The following is an 18,487-nucleotide window of genomic DNA, read 5'->3' as shown; positions in this document are numbered from 1 at the left end:
TCTTATTAAGAATAGGTACAATTCAACTTTCTTTCTCATACCTATGATATGAGAAAGGATGATGCGGATGGCGATCTATTCAGTAAAATCAGGTGATACTCTTTGGAGTATCTCCCAAAAAACAGGTGTTTCAATACAAACGATCCGAAGGGTTAATGGATTGGTATCAGAAGCACTTGTTCCTGGTCTAGGTCTATATATTCCAGACCAGGGACTGCCAGAACGATTTTATCAAGTGCGATCAGGAGACACATTTTGGACGATTGCTCAGCGTTTTAATACCCGTGTTGAAACGCTGATCCAGGCTAATCCACAGATTCAGCCGAACCGATTAAGAGGTGGCGAGCGTCTTCGTATTCTAACTCCGAATAAATTTCGGATGGATACACTAGGCTTTGTCGATGCATTTTCACCTACTTCTTTTCTACGTATGATCGATCAGATTGCCCCACATTTAACTTATTTGGCGATCTTTACTTATTCCTTTCGATCAGATGGGACGCTGATTCCTGTGGATGATGCGCGCTTAATATCAGAAAGTAGGCGGTATGGTGTTAAACCGCTTATGGTCTTAAGTAATTTAGTAGGAGCTACATTTGTACCAGAACTAGCGGAGCAAGTGATCGTCAATGAAAATGTCCGTCGCACGTTGATTCAAAATGTGGTTAGAACACTTGGAGAAAAAGGATATGCAGGCGTAAGTATTGACTTCGAATTTGTGCCACCCAATCGTCGGAATGAATTTACAAACTTTTTACGAGAGCTAAAAGAGGCGATGGGAGAGCGAATTCTTCATATCAATGCACATGCCAAAACCGCTGATAATCCGACCAATCGATTAGTAGGCTTTTTAGATTATAGAGCGATTGGTCGGGTTGTCGATATAATGGCGGTAATGACGATTGATTATGGTTTTTCCAAGGGACCGCCTGATCCCATCGCTCCAACGTGGTGGGTAGAGCAAGTCATAAACTATGCTATTAGCCAAGTAAATCGAAGAAAACTAATGATCGGCATTCCTCTATATGGATACGATTGGCGGCTTCCTTATACTCCTAACACTGTGGCAGATACACTGTCAGCGAACCGTGCTCAAAACCTAGCTATACGTAATCGTGTGTCGATTCAATATGATTGGGATCTAGAGTCTCCTTGGTACCAGTACCAACAAGAAGATGTGTGGCATCGTGTTTGGTTTGAGGATATACGTAGTTTGGTAGCGAAATATAGGTTAGTAGAAATATATAACTTACTAGGTGTGACGTATTGGCAACTGGGCTTTGCCTTTCCTCAAAATTGGGCTTATTTAGAGAAGAATATCGAGCTGCTAACCAGATAGAGGTTAGCAGCTTTTCAGTTAAATAAGATTTATTTACTTAAGTTGACTATGTTTACTTTGTAAGTTGTTTTATATTGGTTAGAAAAACACCCAATAGAGTAATGATTCCGCCGATAGTAGTAAGCAGTGTCAGAACTTTATCAAGCTTTGCAACTAATATCCATAGGGATTTTACCACGAGGGTCTGCTGTATTTTTGGAACAACCTTCCTATCTCTATTCTCTACATGTATTTCAATCAGCAGGAATAGATCTAGTCGGCTTACCGATGGATAATCGATACAATTTCGAAGCAAAAGAAGCAACGAAAGCAAGCGATTTTATACTCCATTCCATGTTTTCACAATCCTACGAGTGTGCTTATGTCAGCGGGGCGCCGGGAAGATCTTCTACAAATCTGTGAAAACAACAGTTACCTATGATTGAAGATGATATTTATCGGGAGTTATTAGAGCGATAGCGAAATAAGTGTAAATCTATCATCCAATAAACAAAGGGTAGAGTGATTACAGTATACTTAGTTTAAATGTAATTTCTACGTAAGTAGGAGTTAAATCTATAGGGAAGGGAAACTTAGCATGAAGGCAACTGAAACCAATTTCCTTGAGTTTATGAGAGGAATCAAGCAATTTCAAATTCCAATCTATCAACGAACCTATAGTTGGAATGAAAAGCAGTGTCAACAATTATGGAATGATATCGAGCGAGTAGCACAGGATGAATCTCTGAATGCTCACTTCCTGGGGTCTGTCGTTTATGTTGAAAAAGGATTATATCAAGTTACATCTATTCCACAGCTGCTAGTTATTGACGGGCAACAACGATTAACGACGATTAGTTTATTTCTGACTGCTTTCGCTCATATATTAGAAGCTGGCGAAAAAGAATGTACAATGATTTCGGCCAAGAAGGTTCGAAATTATTATCTATTTAACGCAGATGAAGAAGATGAGATGAAATATAAAATGTATCTCACACGAAAAGATCGAGATACTTTTATACAAATCATCGAAGAAAAAGAACTAGCTGAAGATGCTTCTATCAAAATCGTACGAAACTATCAATTTTTTCTAGACAAATTAAGAAAGAGCCAACTTACGCTAGATCAAATATACACAGGTCTAACTAAATTAATATTAGTAGATATTGCTTTGGATCGTGACAAGGATAACCCTCAGCTTATTTTTGAAAGTTTAAATTCGACAGGTTTAGATTTATCACAAGCCGATTTAATTCGAAATTATTTCTTGATGGGACTAGAGCCTAAGCAACAAGAGCAGCTATATCATGATTATTGGCATAAACTGGAGCAAAAGTTTGATGAGTTAACAGATCATAATTATTTTGACCGATTTATCAGAGACTATTTAACAATAAAAACGGGTCAGATTCCAAATATCAATTCCGTTTATGAAAGCTTTAAGCAATACATGGATAAAAACAAAGCGTGGACTGTTGAAGAGATTATTCAAGATATTTATCAGTATGGCCTCTACTATTTAAATTTGGCTTTAAAGTCAAATGACTTAGACCTAGAGTTGGTCATGCAAGATATTCGTACATTGAAAGTAGATGTAGCCTATCCATTCCTCATGGAGGTCTATCATGATTATGATCAAAAATTAATCGACAAGAGGGAATTTATCCATATCCTACGATTGGTAGAGAGTTATGTATTTCGCCGAGCTATTTGTGGAATCCCACCTAATTCACTTAATAAAACGTTTGCCAGACTAGCTCGGGAGATCAATAAAGATGAATATTTAGAGAGTTTGAATGCTATTTTCCTATTAAAAACATCAAATCATCGCTTCCCTATGGATTATGAGTTTAAAAGAGAATTGCAAATTAAGGATATCTATCATTTCCGGAATAGAAATTACCTATTAAGAAAATTGGAGAATTATCAAAGGAAAGAGTTAATCTCCGTACAAAATTATACGATTGAGCATGTACTTCCTCAGAATAGCCGTTTATCTAAAGAGTGGCAGGAAATGTTAGGTGAAAACTGGGAAAGTATCCAAAAAACTTATTTACATACGATCGGTAATCTAACCCTAACTGGATATAATTCAGAGTTAAGTGATAGACCTTTTTACGAGAAGCAAACGATAGAAGGTGGATTTAAGTATAGTCCACTCTGGCTAAATCGTAGCTTAGCTAAACTGGAGAAGTGGGATGAAGAGGAGATTTTGAGACGAGCTAAGACTTTAGCAGAAAGAGCAGTGGAAATTTGGAAGTTACCTCATGTATCTGAAGAGATCTTAAAAAAATATAAAAAAGATGAGAAAGCAAATCGTAGTGAAAGCTACTCGATCACACAATTTCAACTGATGGGGAGTTTAAAGGAACTCTTTGAACGACTCAGAGCACAAATCCTAGACTTAGACAGTACGATTAAAGAAGAAGTGAAAAAGCATTATATCGCTTATAAAATGTCAACCAACTTTGTGGATATAGCTCCAATGAAATATAGTTTAAAGCTATTTTTAAATATGGGTATCGGTGAGGTACATGATCCCAAAGGGATTTGCCGTGATGTATCCAAGATCGGACATCGTGGAAATGGTGATATTGAAATTAAAGTTTCTTCAATTGAGGAAATCCCCTATGTGATGACACTCATTCGTCAATCATTTGAAAAACATAATGAATAAAAGATTACTTAGACAGTGGCAAACTGCCACCGTAAAATCGAGTGAAAAAGGTGTTAGATATGATCAATATCCGTCCAGTAAACAATGAAGATCATTCTTTTATTTTAGGATTAGCTACTCGATTTCTAAAATTTAAGCAGCTGGATTGGCGTGATTCAGAAAAAATGCTTGCAGCACAAATTCGGCTAGCAGAAGAAGCCATCAGCGGAAAACCAGAAGGATCTGAGCTATTTGTCGCTGAAGATCAGGATAAAAACTTATTAGGCTATTTACTTATGGGAGTGGTTCCCGATTTTTTTACAAAAGAACCAAAAGGATTTATTTATTCCATTGCTGTTGATGAGCATGTAGAAGGAAAAGGAGTCGGGAGAGCTCTACTCCATTTTGCTGAGGAGTGGGCGAGAAAGAAAGGATGTAAACTCCTTGCATTAAATGTATTTGCTGAAAACCAACGAGCTTATTCTTTTTATGAAAAGTCAGGTTTTATCACTGAAACGTGTACCATGGTAAAACCTCTGAAGAGATAAAAGAGATAGCTTGAAACATAAGGGACATTAGTTACGTGAAGAGCTGATGTCCCTTAGTTTAAATAAAAAAGAATATGATTACGATAATAATACAATGAAATAATAACCAAAAATGGATAAGAAGATAGAACCAATCAATCCGACAAGCATGGTCTTTTTACCAACACGACGAATCTCTTTGATATCCACATTCAGTCCGAGGCTTGCCATCGCTGTGGCCATGAAAAAGTAAGAAACGAGAAGGATCGGATCAACCCATGTCTCAGGAATGATGTGGAAGGTATGAAGACCACTCATGAATAAAAAGCCGAAAATAAACCAAGGGATTTGTATCGATTTCCAGTTGCGACTTTGTCCTTGATTGGTTGAATGGGTAAATAAACTAATCAAAATCGCTACAGGAACAAGTAGAGCCACACGAGTTAATTTAACAGTCACAGCTAAGTTCATGGCTTCCTTACCAAAAGGAGCAGCTGCTGCAACAACATGAGCAATCTCATGCAAAGTACTTCCTGCAAAGAGCCCATAGTTAGCTGGGCTTAACCCAAGCCAAGGAGCAAGATAAGTATAACCCAAGGTGAATAATGTCCCAAGGAGGGCTATCGTGGTTATACTAATGGCTGTTTCTTGATTTTTAGCTTGGATTTGTGAGCTAATAGCTGAAATGGCCGCTGCACCACAGATCGCAGTTCCACTCGCTGTAAGCAGGCTTGTGTTTTTGTCTATTTTGAATAATTTGGATAATATGATGACAATGATAAACGCAAAAGTTAAATTAAGAACCGCTAGCAGCAAGAGCTTAGGTCCTGCATTCCAAATATCAGCGAGATTAAGACGAACTCCTAATAAAATAATTCCAAATCTCAATAGATTTTTGCTTGAAAAAGCAATTCCACCTTGCCATGTTGTTTGAATGCCCCAAATCGCTCTCCAGATCATTCCAATGAGAATAGCGATAACTAATTGTCCCATAATGGATAAAAAAGGAAGTGATGAAAGAGCTTTAGCGAGCAGACCCATTCCTGCAGAAATAATTAATCCTATAATAAAACCAAAACTATTCTTTTTTTGTTCCATGGTTTTCTTCCTCCTGCTTTAAGGATAAAGCACGAAGAATCATAAGTAAAATAAATATATACTATCGTTAAGATTAGTTTTTTTAATGATTAAACAGAAAGAGTGGAAGCGAATGAATTATGATGCTCTCCGAACTTTTGTCACCGTTGTCGAAGAAAGGAATTTTACGAAAGCAGCAGAAAAGCTAATTTTATCTCAACCAACCGTTAGTTTACATATCAAACAGTTGGAAGTAGAATTACAAACCCATTTATTATCGCGATCACCCAAGCATGTACAAATCACACCTACTGGTCAGATTTTATATCAACGTGCTAAACAAATCATTCAACTTTGGGAGAAAACAAAAGAAGAAATGGGTGATTATCTTCATACATTGCGAGGTTTTTTAAAAATAGGAGCTAGCTTAACGATAGGTGAATATATTTTACCAATGATCCTTACTTCCTATCACGAGCAGTATCCTTATGTTCAATTAGAAGTGGTCGTAGGAAATACACAAGAAGTAGTTCAACAGGTTCGATCTCATCAGTTAGATTTAGGCTTAATTGAAGGTCATACACAAGAGAGAGAAGTGAAAGTATCCCCCTTTATGGAAGATGAAATGGTATTTGTCGTGGGAGCTTCTCATCCACTTGCTCAACAAAAGCCGAATGTATCACTAGAATCTTTACAAAATCAAGTATGGATCGCACGTGAAAAAGGTTCAGGTACGAGAGAATATATGGATCATTTGATTCGAAAGTGGGGTCTGCAATTAAAAGATATATTGATGATCAGCAGTAATCAGGGAGTAAAGGAGTTAGTTTCACGTGGGATTGGTGTTACTTGTATTTCTCGTTGGGTTGTACAAAAAGAAGTAGATCGAGGGGAAATGGTGATGCTCTCTGTATTTGAGCAGCCGATTGTTCGAACTTTATCTTATGTTTTACCGATGCAAACCGATTTAAGTCGGAGCGGACAGGTTTTTTTGGAGTGTCTAATTGATAAAAGTAAAATTTAAAGTAGCCGATCTTCCAAACCAAGCGAATAGCAGAAAAAGGACCCTTTTATCATATCTACGTAGGAAGTCCTCTGTTTCTATAAGCAGTATAATAAATGATACTTTGTTCAATATCAATTTGCTAATAAATAAGTATAAGAGGTATTTTTTAAAAAAATTAAATTTACCTATTGACGAATGGAATGCGAACATATATACTTGTAAATGTGTTCAGCAAAGAGTGACTTGTCTAGCCATTAGCATGGTGTTACACCATGTATGCAATAATGTCTCACATTCGTCACTCGGCTCCGCGCTACTTAGGCAGGCCTCCTATATGGGGTACTAGTTTGATAGGTCGCCTAAGGAGGCGTAGCCGCTCCTATCAACTAGTACCCCATATAGGGTCCTGTTCAGTGGCGAAACCAAGTTCGAAGAGTGTTAGTAGACAAGTTGTGCAAAAGCCTGATCTTTTATTAAGATCAGGCTTTTTGTTATCTATATACTTTTAATTTATTTTAGTAAAAATTACATACTCAGTTTATACAATTTTATTTAGAAAAAATAAAATCTTCCTATTGACGAACAATATGCGAACATATATACTTATGGCAGTGTTAAATAAAGGGTGACTTGTCTAGTTATTAGCCTGGTGTAACACCATGTATGTGATTGTGTCTCATATTCGGAACATGGCTTGACGCTTAACAGTAACAAAACCAACTCTAGAGAGTGTTAGTAGACAAGTTCTACAAAGAGCCCGATCCTCCTGAAGGGTCGGGCCTTTTAAGTAAGGAGGGATAAAAATGGTCTATCATGATCAAACTGAGCCAAATCGGTCAGGAAAATCAAGAAGTTATGTGGCATGGTGGGAAAAAGAAGAAGCCTTTACACCTCTTCCAGCTTCATTACAACAATCTTTGGATCAAGGTGATCCTGAATTTGTAGAACAGTTAATGAAATACGCATTTGATTTTTCCGATCAGCCAAGCGAGCAGAAACGATCAGGGGATTGGATTTGGGCATTGTATCTAGATTCACGCCCGCAAGCACGTGAAGGATTATTGAAACTTTTAACCACTTATGGCAAATGGGATTTAGAGTCAAGTGTTGCTCCTTTGAATGAGAAGTTTCGTTATAGTTCAAATGCATATACTTTAATTCCGCTTTCTGATAAATTTTATCGCTATATAAAAGGAATTTTTAAGTTAGCCGATAGGAGGAAAGATGCTCCTGTATGGGGGCGATTGGCTTATCTTTGGGATCATCGCTTTGATAATTATGAACAGATCGTTCTTCAGCCACAAACCAAGAAATATTTACAACGACGAGCTTGGCGGACACTCAGGCAGCTAGGAGAGCAAAAGTCTGCTGACTATGTGAAGATGGCCACCGAACTTCTCCTATGCTATCGGAGTGGGGAGTTTAGTTATGTACACTATCGAGATCCAAAAACCGGTTCCTATCTTAATCATCCAGTTCCTATGCGGTATCAACATTTACTTAAACATATCCTTTATCGTCATAGTTCCATATTGGTTTATCGAGATGGGAAATGGAAGGTAAAACCGGATCAACTAGCTTATAGCCTTAATGAAAGGGCAGAAGCTTTTCCTGAGCTGTGGGATCAACAACCCGATCAGTTGTGGCGATTAATTAGAGAAGCACAATCAGAACCCGTGATCCAGTTTGCCATTCGTGCTTTGCAACAGGGAAATCCAAATTATTTACAAAACATATCAGCCCAGATTTTTGCGACATTGTTAGAAGAGATAAATTATCGAACCCCAGCAGCACGAATTATATTTGTGACAGAAGAATTAATCAAGCGCTTAGATATGAAGCAGGTAGATATTGATATTTTAGCTATCCTCTTATTGCATGAACATTGGGAAGTTAGAAAAAGAGCCTTTAGTTTTGTTACCGAGTATACGGATCAGTTACCAAAAGAAAAAATTGCTCAGTTAATTCCCAAGTTATTATCTTATCTAAGTAAGCAATACTATTGGTATTTTAATGAATATAGGGATTTGTTTAGATGTTGGGAAGAAGTGTTGATTGAATATGCTTCATTAGAGTGGATAAAACCATTGCAAAAGCAAAGTCAGCGTTACTACTACTCATACGCAGATGAGGAAATTATCAAAATGGTATTGGACTATATTGATCATACACGTAATCCCTATGACATCAATGATCTCCTTCCCTATTTGCACCATCAAAATTTGGGAATTCGAGAAAAAGCACAAGCTATATTATTACGTGACTTTGAATATTTACAGTTAGATCAGTCATTTTTGACGTCGCTTATATTAACGGAAGTGAAAGATGAGCAAAATTTTGCGATACAGCTTTTACAGGATCGAAAGCTTTGGTTAGTTCCTATGCTACCAAATCTAATTAGCAATTGTTGGAAATACATGACCAGTCGAGAAATCTCAGACGAGCTTCGACAGTTCCTAGCGAAAGATATACTGGGAGAAATCCTTTGGGAAGAAATACGCGTAGGTGTTTCCATCGAAGATATTCTTGATTTATTACATAGTGATTTAACAGAACTTCATGAACTGGGTTTTAAGCTACTAGAAAGTAACCAATCAGAGTTAAATCGATTATCGATCGATCAACTCGTTCAGTTAGCAAGGCATCGGATTGCTTTGATACGAAAACAGGCACGGGATGTGATGATTCGTCGCATGAATGAAGCTGATGTAGATCATCTTCTCGTTTTAGTTGAAACGGATTTTGATGATACCCGTCAGTGGGGATTTGGCTATTTAAAAACGCTATCCGATGATGAAGTAACACCAAATCTGATCATGGGCTTATTGGATAGCTCACGGACGGATGTACAGATGTTTGCGATGGAAATGGTTCAGATTTATCAAAAGCAATTGGACTTACCTGAAATGATGATACGCGCAAGCGAAAGCCCTTATCTAGAAGTGCAAGCATTTGCTCTACAACTAGCAGAAACGCAATTACAAGAGAAAGAGCAATTACAAAAGATGGCTCACTTTTTCCGAACGGTTCTGTTTTATGTAGGGAAAGGTCGCAGATTAAAGAAAGCAGCTATATTATTGTTATTTGATCTGGGGCTACAGTCAGAAGAGATGGCAGAAATTGTGTTATCCATTCTAGGTGATGTACTACATACGAATGGTCAAAAAGACTTTGAGCAGGTGTTACGCATAATGGCTCAGATTCAATTACGTTATCCACAGATCAGCACCAAGATTCGAATTCATTAGCTTTAATTGGAGGGAAGAAAGCGATGCTTTTTCAACAAACTTATGCAAAGCCAAGCGGTATCAAGCATATACAAGGGCAAACCTTGGTGGACTTTGCTCCAGATATCAGTCGTGAGCCTACGTTTTTTCGAGGGAAAATCGCTGATCCAATTCGCTATCGAGATGCAATGATTGCGCTCAGGGATGTGGTTGTTTCTGATCTAAACTATAAACCTCGAGATCATAGCGCTTATCAAGCATGGGTTCAAGAACAATACTTATTGGATATAGCCGATGTATTAGAAGCTCATCAGCAAGTTGCTGATCGGATGAAAGAAATTGTGTTACGTATCAGGGAGCTTGATAGGTTAAGAGACATACGAAATGCGGACTTTTTTAAAGCCCGTAGCCGTTATTTTAATTGGTTGTGGGAAAATGATAAGCCTGGGTGGTATGTACTAGATCCTGTGATAACTGTTGCACCTGATCAAGTCTTTTTTGAAGCGTTTTCGTTGGATGAATCTTCTTATGGTCGCCTAGCCGTTCATGATCGTTTATTTAGTGATGTAAAAGAATTCCAATATGGTACAACCAATATTGATTTTTCTGATTCCTTATTAGGGGCACTTAAACGCATCCGCACCTATCGCCCTACTGAATTTCAAATTGATCCCTCAGGATTTGAAGTAGCAACAGCAGGGCATGAGGTATATAAAGAGCAGAAAATTGATGTTCCTGAAAGTTGGGTACGTGGCTTCTTACAGGTACAATCAGCCATGAATTTACCAACCGTATCATTTGAGATGAAGCCAATTCATCTGTATAATTTATGTCTATTTTTGAGGCAGCATCGAGAAAAGCAAGGTCCACGTTCGCTTCGTTTTATTCTGAAACCAGGTGAGTCTGTCAAAGTGGTAATGGAGCCATGGAGCGAAGAGTTGGTATTAAGTGGCTCGATATATCAAGGAACAGAAGCTAGAGAAATTCGTACATGGGGTCGGCGTAGACTTTTCTTGCTTGAACGTTTGTTACCTCTAGCGAATAAAATTACGGTGCATTTACTCGGAACGGGGTTACCTAGCTTCTATATAGTAGATATGGGAGCATTAAGCTTTACACTTGGGCTTTCTGGTTGGACACGGAATGATTGGGCAGCAGCGGGTAACTTTGACCTGATGGTTGGACAGAGTAAAGAGGTAACTCCTGAACAGAGTACACAGGTTTTTGATCAGCTTAAGCATAAGAAAACAACTAGTCTAGGAGAGTTAGTGTCGTGGACAAAGCTATCGGATGAAGTGGTACAAGGTGCTTTAAGACAGCTATGTAGTGCTGGACGAGTCATGTTTGACTTGGAGATCGGAAAATATCGGTTACGTGAGCTAACAAAAGATCCATTACCGATGGATCAGCTCATGTATGCGAATCCACGTGAAGAAAAAGCGAAGGAGCTTATTGAAACGGAAAAAGTGATTGTACAAAAGATAGAGTCGATAGAGAAAGGAATTTCATTGTCTGGTGAAGTACACGGACAATCCATTCAGATTACACCTTCTGTGGAGCTGGATGAAGATCGGCGAATCAAAAATGCAAACTGTAACTGTTTCTTCTTCCGTAGAAATCGCTTAACCCAAGGTCCTTGTGAGCATATTTTATCACTGATTACGTTATTCGATCGAACTCATAGACAATAGATTAGATGGGAGGGGAAGCCATGGCAGAAGAACAAAATCATCCACTCACACGGGAAGAGTGGTTAGAGCGCTTACAACAAGAAGGACGGACCGAGGTCATTAAAAAAGAGATGATTCGATTGGGATTTTGGTCCGAAGAGCCTTTAACACCTGAAGAAGAAGAACAGCTCGCAATCGAAAATAGAGAACGCCAGCAACTTGAAAAAGAATTACAACGATTAAAAGAAGAAAGTGAAAAGCTACCCAATATTCAAGAGAAAATTAATGAAGTGCGAAAGAAGAGGATTGAGGAGAGTAAAAGAAAACGTGCAGAGCGAAAAGCACAGCGCGAACTTGCTCGCCAAGAGGCTAAAAAAAGATGGGAAGAGCACCAGGCAACACATATTGTACATGTTGGGGAAGGATATTCAGCTGGTCTTACCTCTATTCATTATGATGAGGAAAAATTAATCACTCATCAGCTTCCTCTGATCCGGAGCGCAATGGAATTAGCTGAAGCGATGGAGATGCCTCTTAGCCGTCTCAAATGGCTTACGTATCATCGGGATACAGCGACACTGTGTCATTATGCCCGCTTTACGATTCCTAAGAAAAGCGGTGGGGTACGAGAAATTTCTGCACCAAAGAAAGAGTTGCGTCAGGCTCAAGCATGGGTAAAAGAGCATCTTTTGGATCCTATTCCGGTTCATTCGGCAGCGTATGGCTTTGTACAAGGAAGAAGCACTGTCGATAATGCCAAGCAACATTTGCAACAAGCTGTAGTGATCAAGATGGATCTAAAAGACTTCTTCCCTACCATCGATTTTTATCGGGTAAGAGGAGTATTTCAATCATTTGGTTATAGTGAAGCCATTAGTACTTTATTTGGTTTGCTTTGTACAGAGCCACCGCGCTCAGAAGTGGAGTTTGACGGTCGATACTATTATGTTGCTATGGGAAAACGGCAACTTCCTCAAGGAGCTTGTACCAGTCCCGCACTTACCAATATTATTTGTCGCCGTCTGGACCAGCGACTGAGTCGTTTGGCTGATACACATGGGTTTTATTATACAAGATATGCGGATGATTTAACTTTCTCCTGTAAAGAAGCTTCTATGAGCCGAATTGGACTCTTGTTAAAAAAAATCCGTGATATTGTAAGTAGTGAAGGATTCATGATAAATGAAGCGAAAACGCGAATTTTACGGGCCTCACGCAGACAGCGAGTTACGGGGATTGTGGTAAATGAAAAGCCTAATTTGAGTCGTAAAGAGCTAAAAGCTTTTCGGGCACTACTCCATAATGTAGAGAAGAATGGGTTAGAAAAAGAAAATCGTAGTAATCATCCTCATTTTTGGGAATATATCAAAGGCTATGTAAACTATATTCGAATGGTTCGACCGGATCTTGGCGAGAAGTTTACACAACAACTCGTTCGGATTGCTGGGAAATACCGATTAAATTTATCCCTACCTGTGAATAATTTGTAAATAGTTATGTTGGTAACGAATGAATAGTATACAAAATAGGGGAGTTATTTTTCTTAGAAATGGATGGCAAGAGTAGACGAGACTCTTTCACCACATTATCCAATAAGAAAAATAAACTCCCTCTTTTTTTCAGTATAGATAGATGAAAATTTCGTGTTAAAAGTAAATAAAGCTTGGATTAAATTGGATTATCTATTTGATTATTGATTTGTGCAATATAAGTTGAAAGGAACCGAGTGATCAATTTCCAGTGCGAGACGTTATTAGAAATGAAAGTATCTTCTTTCTTTTGTTTTTATTTTATCTTGTTATTTGAAATAATTATTGACTAAATTAACAGTGAGTGCTATTTTTAAACTAACGAACGATAGGTAGTTTTATGGCGGTATAGAGGAGTGAGCAAAGATGAGTTGGATATTTTTGGTTATTGCAGGTTTATTTGAAACGGCATGGGCTATTGGGCTTAAATATACGGAAGGGTTTTCACGCTTAGTACCATCTATTTTTACTGTGGTTTGTATGGTGATTAGTTTTGGACTTTTATCTTATTCCTTAAAAACATTACCGATTGGAACCGCCTACGCTATCTGGACAGGAATTGGAGCAGTGGGAACCGTATTATTTGGAATGATCTTTTTAAAAGAGCCGACCAACGTAATGCGGATTCTCTTTATCTTGCTGATTGTGGCTGGTATTCTTGGACTTAAGTTTACAGAAACCTCTGCCTGAAAAATGAAGTGGTTTATATATAGTGTCCGTCAAGGACACTTTTCTTGTTTGATATGTAATCTACGTGGACAATGAAAAAGGTTAGGAGATGTAATGATGACTGCTCAGAAAATAAAGGAAGCTGCTTTAAAACAGTTTAGTAAATCGGGTTATGAAGGAGCATCACTTTCGAAAATAGCGAGTGAAGTTGGTATTAAAAAGCCTTCGATCTATGCACATTTTCGCAGTAAAGAAGACTTATTTCTCACTGTATATAGAGAAGTATTAGTTGAACACGTTCACTGGATTGAAAAGATTGTTGATGAAATGAAACAAAACTCTGTTGAAGAAAAGTTATATCGGATTTTATATTTTTTTAGTTGTGAACTGGAAGGATATGATGAGGAAAAGTTAGAGTTCTTAAAACGTACGACCATCTTCCCACCATCTTTTTTGAAGGAGCGAATTCGGGCTCAATTTTTAGAAGTTGAACAACAACTATCTCGTATACTTATCAAAGTCTTTGCAGAAGGGATTAAGCAAAAGTTGATTCGCCCTGAAAATATGGAGGACTTACTCTATGCTTACTATTCTTTATTAGATGGAACCGAAATACATGGATTTTACTATGGACGAGAACATGTGGCCCAAAAGTTACAAAAAAGATGGGATATTTTTTGGAGAGGAATCGCTTTATAAGCAAGCTGGAATTAGATGTAAAGTAGTTATTTTCGTTAACATAATTGTCCTTTGCTCAATTAGGCAATCTATATATAATTAAATGTATATATTTTATATGTGGAGATAATTGGAGGAAATGTATTTATATTTCCGGTAAGAAGGAGAAATAAGTCTTGGAAAAGGGAAACAAAGATTGGTTAACAGAGTCTGTGCATAACGTTGGGGAAACGAAATTAAGTAGGCGTGAATTACTGAAATACATCCCACAAGCAGCTAGTTTTTTAGTGGGATCGATGCTAATCACACCACAATTACTTCAGTCAATGGGAATACAAACGATCCAGCAAAAGTCGGGCAAACTATTACCGGCTCATCCCAACTCAACAAAGTCATTAGGAAATGTAAATATTCGAGAAGAAAATAAAAAGCCTGGAACAAATAAGTGGAAAATCACTAAACCAGCAGGTTCGCGATTACAAGGTTATGCGTCTGATTTCTCAGTGCAACCCGATGGATCAATCACTTTTTACGTTCACAGTAAGAAACCATATCGCATGGAAATATACCGAATGGGTTATTATGGTGGTGCTGGTGGGCGGCTGATGAAAGTAATTGATGGAATTCATCCGACTGAGCAAATCTTAAATCCCGATCCAAATAACTTTGGTGTCTCCTGGGCGCCTAGCCAAGTTTTACGTATTCCCTCTGACTGGCCAACAGGTGTTTATCTCAATAAATTGGTAAATACCGAGGGGCGGGAAAGCTATATCATTTTCGTGGTTGTTGAAACCTCCCCTTCTGCTGATTATGGTATTCAAATCGCCACCAACTCTTATCATGCATATGATAACTGGGGTGGGAAAAGTTTATATGGATATAATAGTAGTTTTGGAAAGCAAGCATATCAAGTATCCTTTAATCGACCATTTAGAAACTATTATGGTTCTGGTTTATTTTTCCAATTTGAGTATAACCTTATACGTTGGTTAGAAAAAGAAGGCTATTCATTAACTTATTTTACGGACTGGGATATTCATAATGATATATTAGAACATGTAAATATTAAGGCCCTCCTCATCGCTGGACATGCGGAGTACTGGACGATGAAAATGCGGAAAAGTGTGGAAAAGCTATCCGCTACTAAATTTAATTTGGCCAATTTTAGTGCAAATGTCTGCTATTGGCAGGTTCGCTATCATGAAGATGCTACTGGCCGTCCAGATCGACTACTCGTTTCTTATAAACAGTTTGCTCATAAAATGGACCCCTATCGCCTTACAAATAAACAACTTACTACCGCTCTGTGGCGTGATCCTGTGATCAATATGCCTGAAGATAGTATATTCGGAGTGATGTATACAGGTATTCCGAAAGCCACTGTACCGATGGTAGTGAGTGATGCTAACCATTGGCTTTATGACGGAACAGGACTAAGAAATGGAGATAAAATTCCTGGGGTGATTGGTGGAGAAGTGGATAGCTATGTTCGACCTATACCAGGAGTAGAAGTTATTGCGAAATCACCCGTTAATTTATATGGGAAAAGAAAGCTAGCCAATGTCGTATGGTATCAAAAGCCAACAGGTAAAAAATGCTTCTCGGTAGGAACATTTTATTGGAACTGGTTTTTAGATCCGATTCATCATACCGTTCAGGGTAGACGTAATAAGCATATTGAAACCATTACGAGAAATGCATTGCGTGAGTTGATTAAATAAAAAAAAGCGTGTTTCAAGTAAGTTGAAGCACGCTTTTTTGAATGGTACTAAGAGTCCTGTTTGTTGTCAACCTTGGAGTCGGGAGAAGAATTTGTTTTTGAGTCAGTAAGATTTTTAATCATCTGGTTAATATCCAAGCCGGATACCTGTTTTACCATTTCAGGAGTTTGTGCCATAAGTTGTGTAACATAGTTACTGACTTTGCTCGCACCACCATCACTTCCAGAGGAATCGATTACAGTGATTTTATCAATATTACCGAGCGGTTGAGCTACCTGTTTAGCAAGCTCTGGTAACATTTTGGCAATTAAGTCTAAAACAGCTGCTTGTCCATATTTTTCAAATGCCTCTGCTAATTTTTGCTTAGCCTCTGCTTCTGCTAATCCTTTCGCTCGAATTACTTCTGATTCTGCGAGCCCTTCCATTTTTTCAACTTCAGCTTTGGCTGCTCCACGTGCTTTTTGTGCTTCCGCATCAGCGAGCCCTTTTGCTCGGATGGTAGCGGCTTCAGCTTTAGCACGAGCTTCTTGTTGGAAGCGCTCAGCTTCTGCAGATTGTTCTTTGGCATAACGATCAGCATCGGCTTTTTTGCGTACTTCTGCGTCATACTGTTTCTCGCGCCGGACAATCTCTTTTTCTTCAAGTTCAATTTCCTTTTGTTTTCTTACTAATTCAATTTTCATTTGCTCTTCAGTCACTTGTTGCTGATAACGGTTCGCTTGCAAATGATAAGCTTGGTCAGCTTCCGCCTTTTTCATATCTTGTTCGATTTTAAATTCTGAAACACGAATTTCTTTGTTTTTGGTTGCTTCAGCAATGTTTGTTTCCGCGATTAAAGAGGCTTTTGTTCCTTCTTCACGCGCTTTGGCTGTTTGGATTTCTGTATCACGAACGGCTTGTGCTTCAGCAATATCTGCATCACGTTTTACGGCTGCAATACGAGGGCGGCCTAGAGCTTCTAAATAGCCATTTTTATCACGAACATCTTTGATGGTAAAGGAAATGATTTGTAAACCCATTTTCTTTAAGTCAACAGCGGCTACTGTCTGTACTTCTTGAGCAAACCGTTCACGATTTTGGTAAACTTCCTCAACCGTAAGTGTTCCTAAAATCGCACGTAAGTGACCTTCTAATACCTCACGCGCTTCATCATTTAGTTGATCATTACTTTTACCCATAAATTGTTCCGCTGCAGTGGCTAGGTCGTCAAGGGAACTACCAATTTTGATAATTGCGACTCCGTCGACGAGGATAGGAACACCTTGTGCTGTATAAACTTCAGGTGTAGAAACTTGTAACTTATGAGAGAGTAAGCTAATTCGCTCGGCACGCTGGAAAATAGGGAGAATAAATGCGCCTCCGCCACGAATAATCTTAATTTTTCGTTTTGAATCATCTGTCATGACATTTTTCCGACCAAGCATACTACCTGTTACGATCAGAGCATCTTCAGCACCTACGGTTTTATAACGAGACCAGAAAGCAATGGCTAAAATCAACAGGACTCCAACCACTGTCAATACAATCAGAATAGGACCTTGGATGACCTCCATTGACATCACTCCATTATTTATTAGCTAGAGGTTTAACCAGCAAGATATGACCGGCAACGTCTGACACGATAATCTTGGTTCCCTGAGAGATCGAATCACCTGTAGCACTTTGGGCAATCTGATTTGTATTTCCACCACTCGTCGTAATCATAACTTCCCCCATGCCTTGACGAGGGATGGTGGTGATCACAACACCCTTTTTACCTTTAAGCTCGGCAAGGCGAAAGCCCACAGAAGACTCTACTTTTTGAGACGGTCGGACTAGGAGAAAATAAACGAGTATAAAGGAAGCAAATGAAAGGAGTAAAGAAAAGGTGATAACCATACTATTAGGCTGCTCTGTATACCGTGATAGAATCAGACCACTTCCTCCAAAGACAGTTAGCGCACTAAATATGGTCACAGAGGAAACGATAGGGAGATCAAAGGAAAATAAACTATCTAAGATCCCATCCAGAAAATTACTAAATATAAAGCTAAGGATGGTCATAGCAACTCCCAACAGAAAGCAAACCCAAAATATTGACTCTAAGATGTAGGATCACTCCTTTCTCCTTTTATCTTTATTATACAAAACCTAGAATAGAGAAGATGTTAGTAAAACAAAAAATCCATGGACAAATTGTTATGGATTTATGGTCAATAAAGATCATTTTTAGGAGAGGGTGGTCTCTCATAAGACGGATGCTTATTCTTTTTTTAATTAAACGATTTCACCAATTTTCCCAAAAGTTTGGATTCATAAAAGGAAATTGAGAGGATAAATAGAACAACAAATAAAGAAACAAATCTTTCCTTAATTATAGTTCAGTGAAACTAAAATGAGTGACTAATAAATAGGTAGATAGGAAATAGA

General features: G+C 38.3%; 13 protein-coding genes and 1 pseudogene. 11 read left to right on the top strand and 3 right to left on the bottom strand.

What is annotated here, in order from left to right; genetic code table 11:
• Positions 1-67: 67 nt before the first annotated feature.
• The 4 genes and pseudogenes from DL897_RS14840 to DL897_RS14825 all read left to right on the top strand — a co-directional run bounded on the left by DL897_RS14840 (position 68) and on the right by DL897_RS14825 (position 4,522).
• Entirely contained in the window at positions 68-1,339 is a 1,272-nt protein-coding gene (locus tag DL897_RS14840) for a LysM peptidoglycan-binding domain-containing protein (RefSeq protein ID WP_168188814.1), read from the top strand.
• A gap of 126 nt (positions 1,340-1,465) precedes the next feature.
• Positions 1,466-1,786 (top strand): annotated as a pseudogene (locus DL897_RS18025) (aminotransferase class I/II-fold pyridoxal phosphate-dependent enzyme); the annotation flags it as partial.
• Between the two features lie 130 nt (positions 1,787-1,916).
• Positions 1,917-3,995: a DUF262 and DUF1524 domain-containing protein gene (locus DL897_RS14830; protein ID WP_113659912.1), complete on the top strand. Its 2,079-nt coding sequence runs from the start codon at positions 1,917-1,919 to the stop codon at positions 3,993-3,995.
• A 59-nt stretch (positions 3,996-4,054) separates the two neighbouring features.
• On the top strand, positions 4,055-4,522 hold the full coding sequence (locus DL897_RS14825; RefSeq protein WP_113659911.1) for a GNAT family N-acetyltransferase: 468 nt from the start codon (positions 4,055-4,057) through the stop codon (positions 4,520-4,522).
• 78 nt (positions 4,523-4,600) lie between these two features.
• Here DL897_RS14825 and DL897_RS14820 read toward each other — a convergent pair whose 3' ends face one another.
• The gene (locus DL897_RS14820; RefSeq protein ID WP_113659910.1) at positions 4,601-5,599 is read right to left on the bottom strand and encodes a YeiH family protein; all 999 of its coding nucleotides are present in this window, start codon (positions 5,597-5,599) and stop codon (positions 4,601-4,603) included.
• A 112-nt stretch (positions 5,600-5,711) separates the two neighbouring features.
• Between DL897_RS14820 and DL897_RS14815 the strand changes: the two genes are divergently transcribed.
• The 7 genes from DL897_RS14815 to DL897_RS14785 all read left to right on the top strand — a co-directional run bounded on the left by DL897_RS14815 (position 5,712) and on the right by DL897_RS14785 (position 16,078).
• Positions 5,712-6,602 (top strand): selenium metabolism-associated LysR family transcriptional regulator, encoded by an 891-nt coding sequence (locus DL897_RS14815; RefSeq protein ID WP_113659909.1) that lies wholly within the window; start codon positions 5,712-5,714, stop codon positions 6,600-6,602.
• Positions 6,603-7,387: 785 nt separating this feature from the next.
• The gene (locus DL897_RS14810) at positions 7,388-9,832 is read left to right on the top strand and encodes a hypothetical protein (RefSeq protein WP_113659908.1); all 2,445 of its coding nucleotides are present in this window, start codon (positions 7,388-7,390) and stop codon (positions 9,830-9,832) included.
• Between the two features lie 23 nt (positions 9,833-9,855).
• Complete coding sequence (locus DL897_RS14805) at positions 9,856-11,502, top strand: SWIM zinc finger family protein (protein ID WP_113659907.1); 1,647 nt, start codon at positions 9,856-9,858, stop codon at positions 11,500-11,502.
• Between the two features lie 20 nt (positions 11,503-11,522).
• Positions 11,523-12,971, top strand: coding sequence for a reverse transcriptase family protein (locus DL897_RS14800; protein WP_168188813.1), 1,449 nt, complete (start codon positions 11,523-11,525; stop codon positions 12,969-12,971).
• A gap of 405 nt (positions 12,972-13,376) precedes the next feature.
• Positions 13,377-13,700 (top strand): quaternary ammonium compound efflux SMR transporter SugE, encoded by a 324-nt coding sequence (sugE, locus tag DL897_RS14795; RefSeq protein ID WP_113659905.1) that lies wholly within the window; start codon positions 13,377-13,379, stop codon positions 13,698-13,700.
• Positions 13,701-13,796: 96 nt separating this feature from the next.
• On the top strand, positions 13,797-14,378 hold the full coding sequence (locus tag DL897_RS14790; RefSeq protein ID WP_168188812.1) for a TetR/AcrR family transcriptional regulator: 582 nt from the start codon (positions 13,797-13,799) through the stop codon (positions 14,376-14,378).
• Positions 14,379-14,533: 155 nt separating this feature from the next.
• Positions 14,534-16,078, top strand: coding sequence for a N,N-dimethylformamidase beta subunit family domain-containing protein (locus DL897_RS14785; protein ID WP_113659903.1), 1,545 nt, complete (start codon positions 14,534-14,536; stop codon positions 16,076-16,078).
• 47 nt (positions 16,079-16,125) lie between these two features.
• Here DL897_RS14785 and DL897_RS14780 read toward each other — a convergent pair whose 3' ends face one another.
• Both DL897_RS14780 and DL897_RS14775 read right to left on the bottom strand, forming a co-directional pair.
• Positions 16,126-17,631, bottom strand: coding sequence for a flotillin family protein (locus tag DL897_RS14780; protein WP_113659902.1), 1,506 nt, complete (start codon positions 17,629-17,631; stop codon positions 16,126-16,128).
• A gap of 13 nt (positions 17,632-17,644) precedes the next feature.
• Positions 17,645-18,154: an NfeD family protein gene (locus tag DL897_RS14775; protein ID WP_476718222.1), complete on the bottom strand. Its 510-nt coding sequence runs from the start codon at positions 18,152-18,154 to the stop codon at positions 17,645-17,647.
• Between the last annotated feature and the right edge of the window lie 333 nt (positions 18,155-18,487).

Source organism: Thermoflavimicrobium daqui (assembly GCF_003313465.1).
Classification (GTDB): Bacteria; Bacillota; Bacilli; order Thermoactinomycetales; family Thermoactinomycetaceae; genus Thermoflavimicrobium; species Thermoflavimicrobium daqui.
Note: the sequence above shows the minus strand (reverse complement) of the source record. Positions and strands in the feature narration are given on the sequence as shown.

Excerpts from the sequence above, each read along its gene's own strand:
- DL897_RS14820 (WP_113659910.1), bottom strand. The coding sequence starts at position 5,599 with ATGGAACAAAAAAAGAATAGTTTTGGTTTTATTATAGGATTAATTATT.
- DL897_RS14800 (WP_168188813.1), top strand. The coding sequence starts at position 11,523 with ATGGCAGAAGAACAAAATCATCCACTCACACGGGAAGAGTGGTTAGAG.
- DL897_RS14810 (WP_113659908.1), top strand. The coding sequence starts at position 7,388 with ATGGTCTATCATGATCAAACTGAGCCAAATCGGTCAGGAAAATCAAGA.
- DL897_RS14780 (WP_113659902.1), bottom strand. The coding sequence starts at position 17,631 with ATGGAGGTCATCCAAGGTCCTATTCTGATTGTATTGACAGTGGTTGGA.
- DL897_RS14815 (WP_113659909.1), top strand. The coding sequence starts at position 5,712 with ATGAATTATGATGCTCTCCGAACTTTTGTCACCGTTGTCGAAGAAAGG.
- DL897_RS14825 (WP_113659911.1), top strand. The coding sequence starts at position 4,055 with ATGATCAATATCCGTCCAGTAAACAATGAAGATCATTCTTTTATTTTA.
- DL897_RS14830 (WP_113659912.1), top strand. The coding sequence starts at position 1,917 with ATGAAGGCAACTGAAACCAATTTCCTTGAGTTTATGAGAGGAATCAAG.
- DL897_RS14805 (WP_113659907.1), top strand. The coding sequence starts at position 9,856 with ATGCTTTTTCAACAAACTTATGCAAAGCCAAGCGGTATCAAGCATATA.
- sugE (WP_113659905.1), top strand. The coding sequence starts at position 13,377 with ATGAGTTGGATATTTTTGGTTATTGCAGGTTTATTTGAAACGGCATGG.
- DL897_RS14790 (WP_168188812.1), top strand. The coding sequence starts at position 13,797 with ATGACTGCTCAGAAAATAAAGGAAGCTGCTTTAAAACAGTTTAGTAAA.
- DL897_RS14840 (WP_168188814.1), top strand. The coding sequence starts at position 68 with ATGGCGATCTATTCAGTAAAATCAGGTGATACTCTTTGGAGTATCTCC.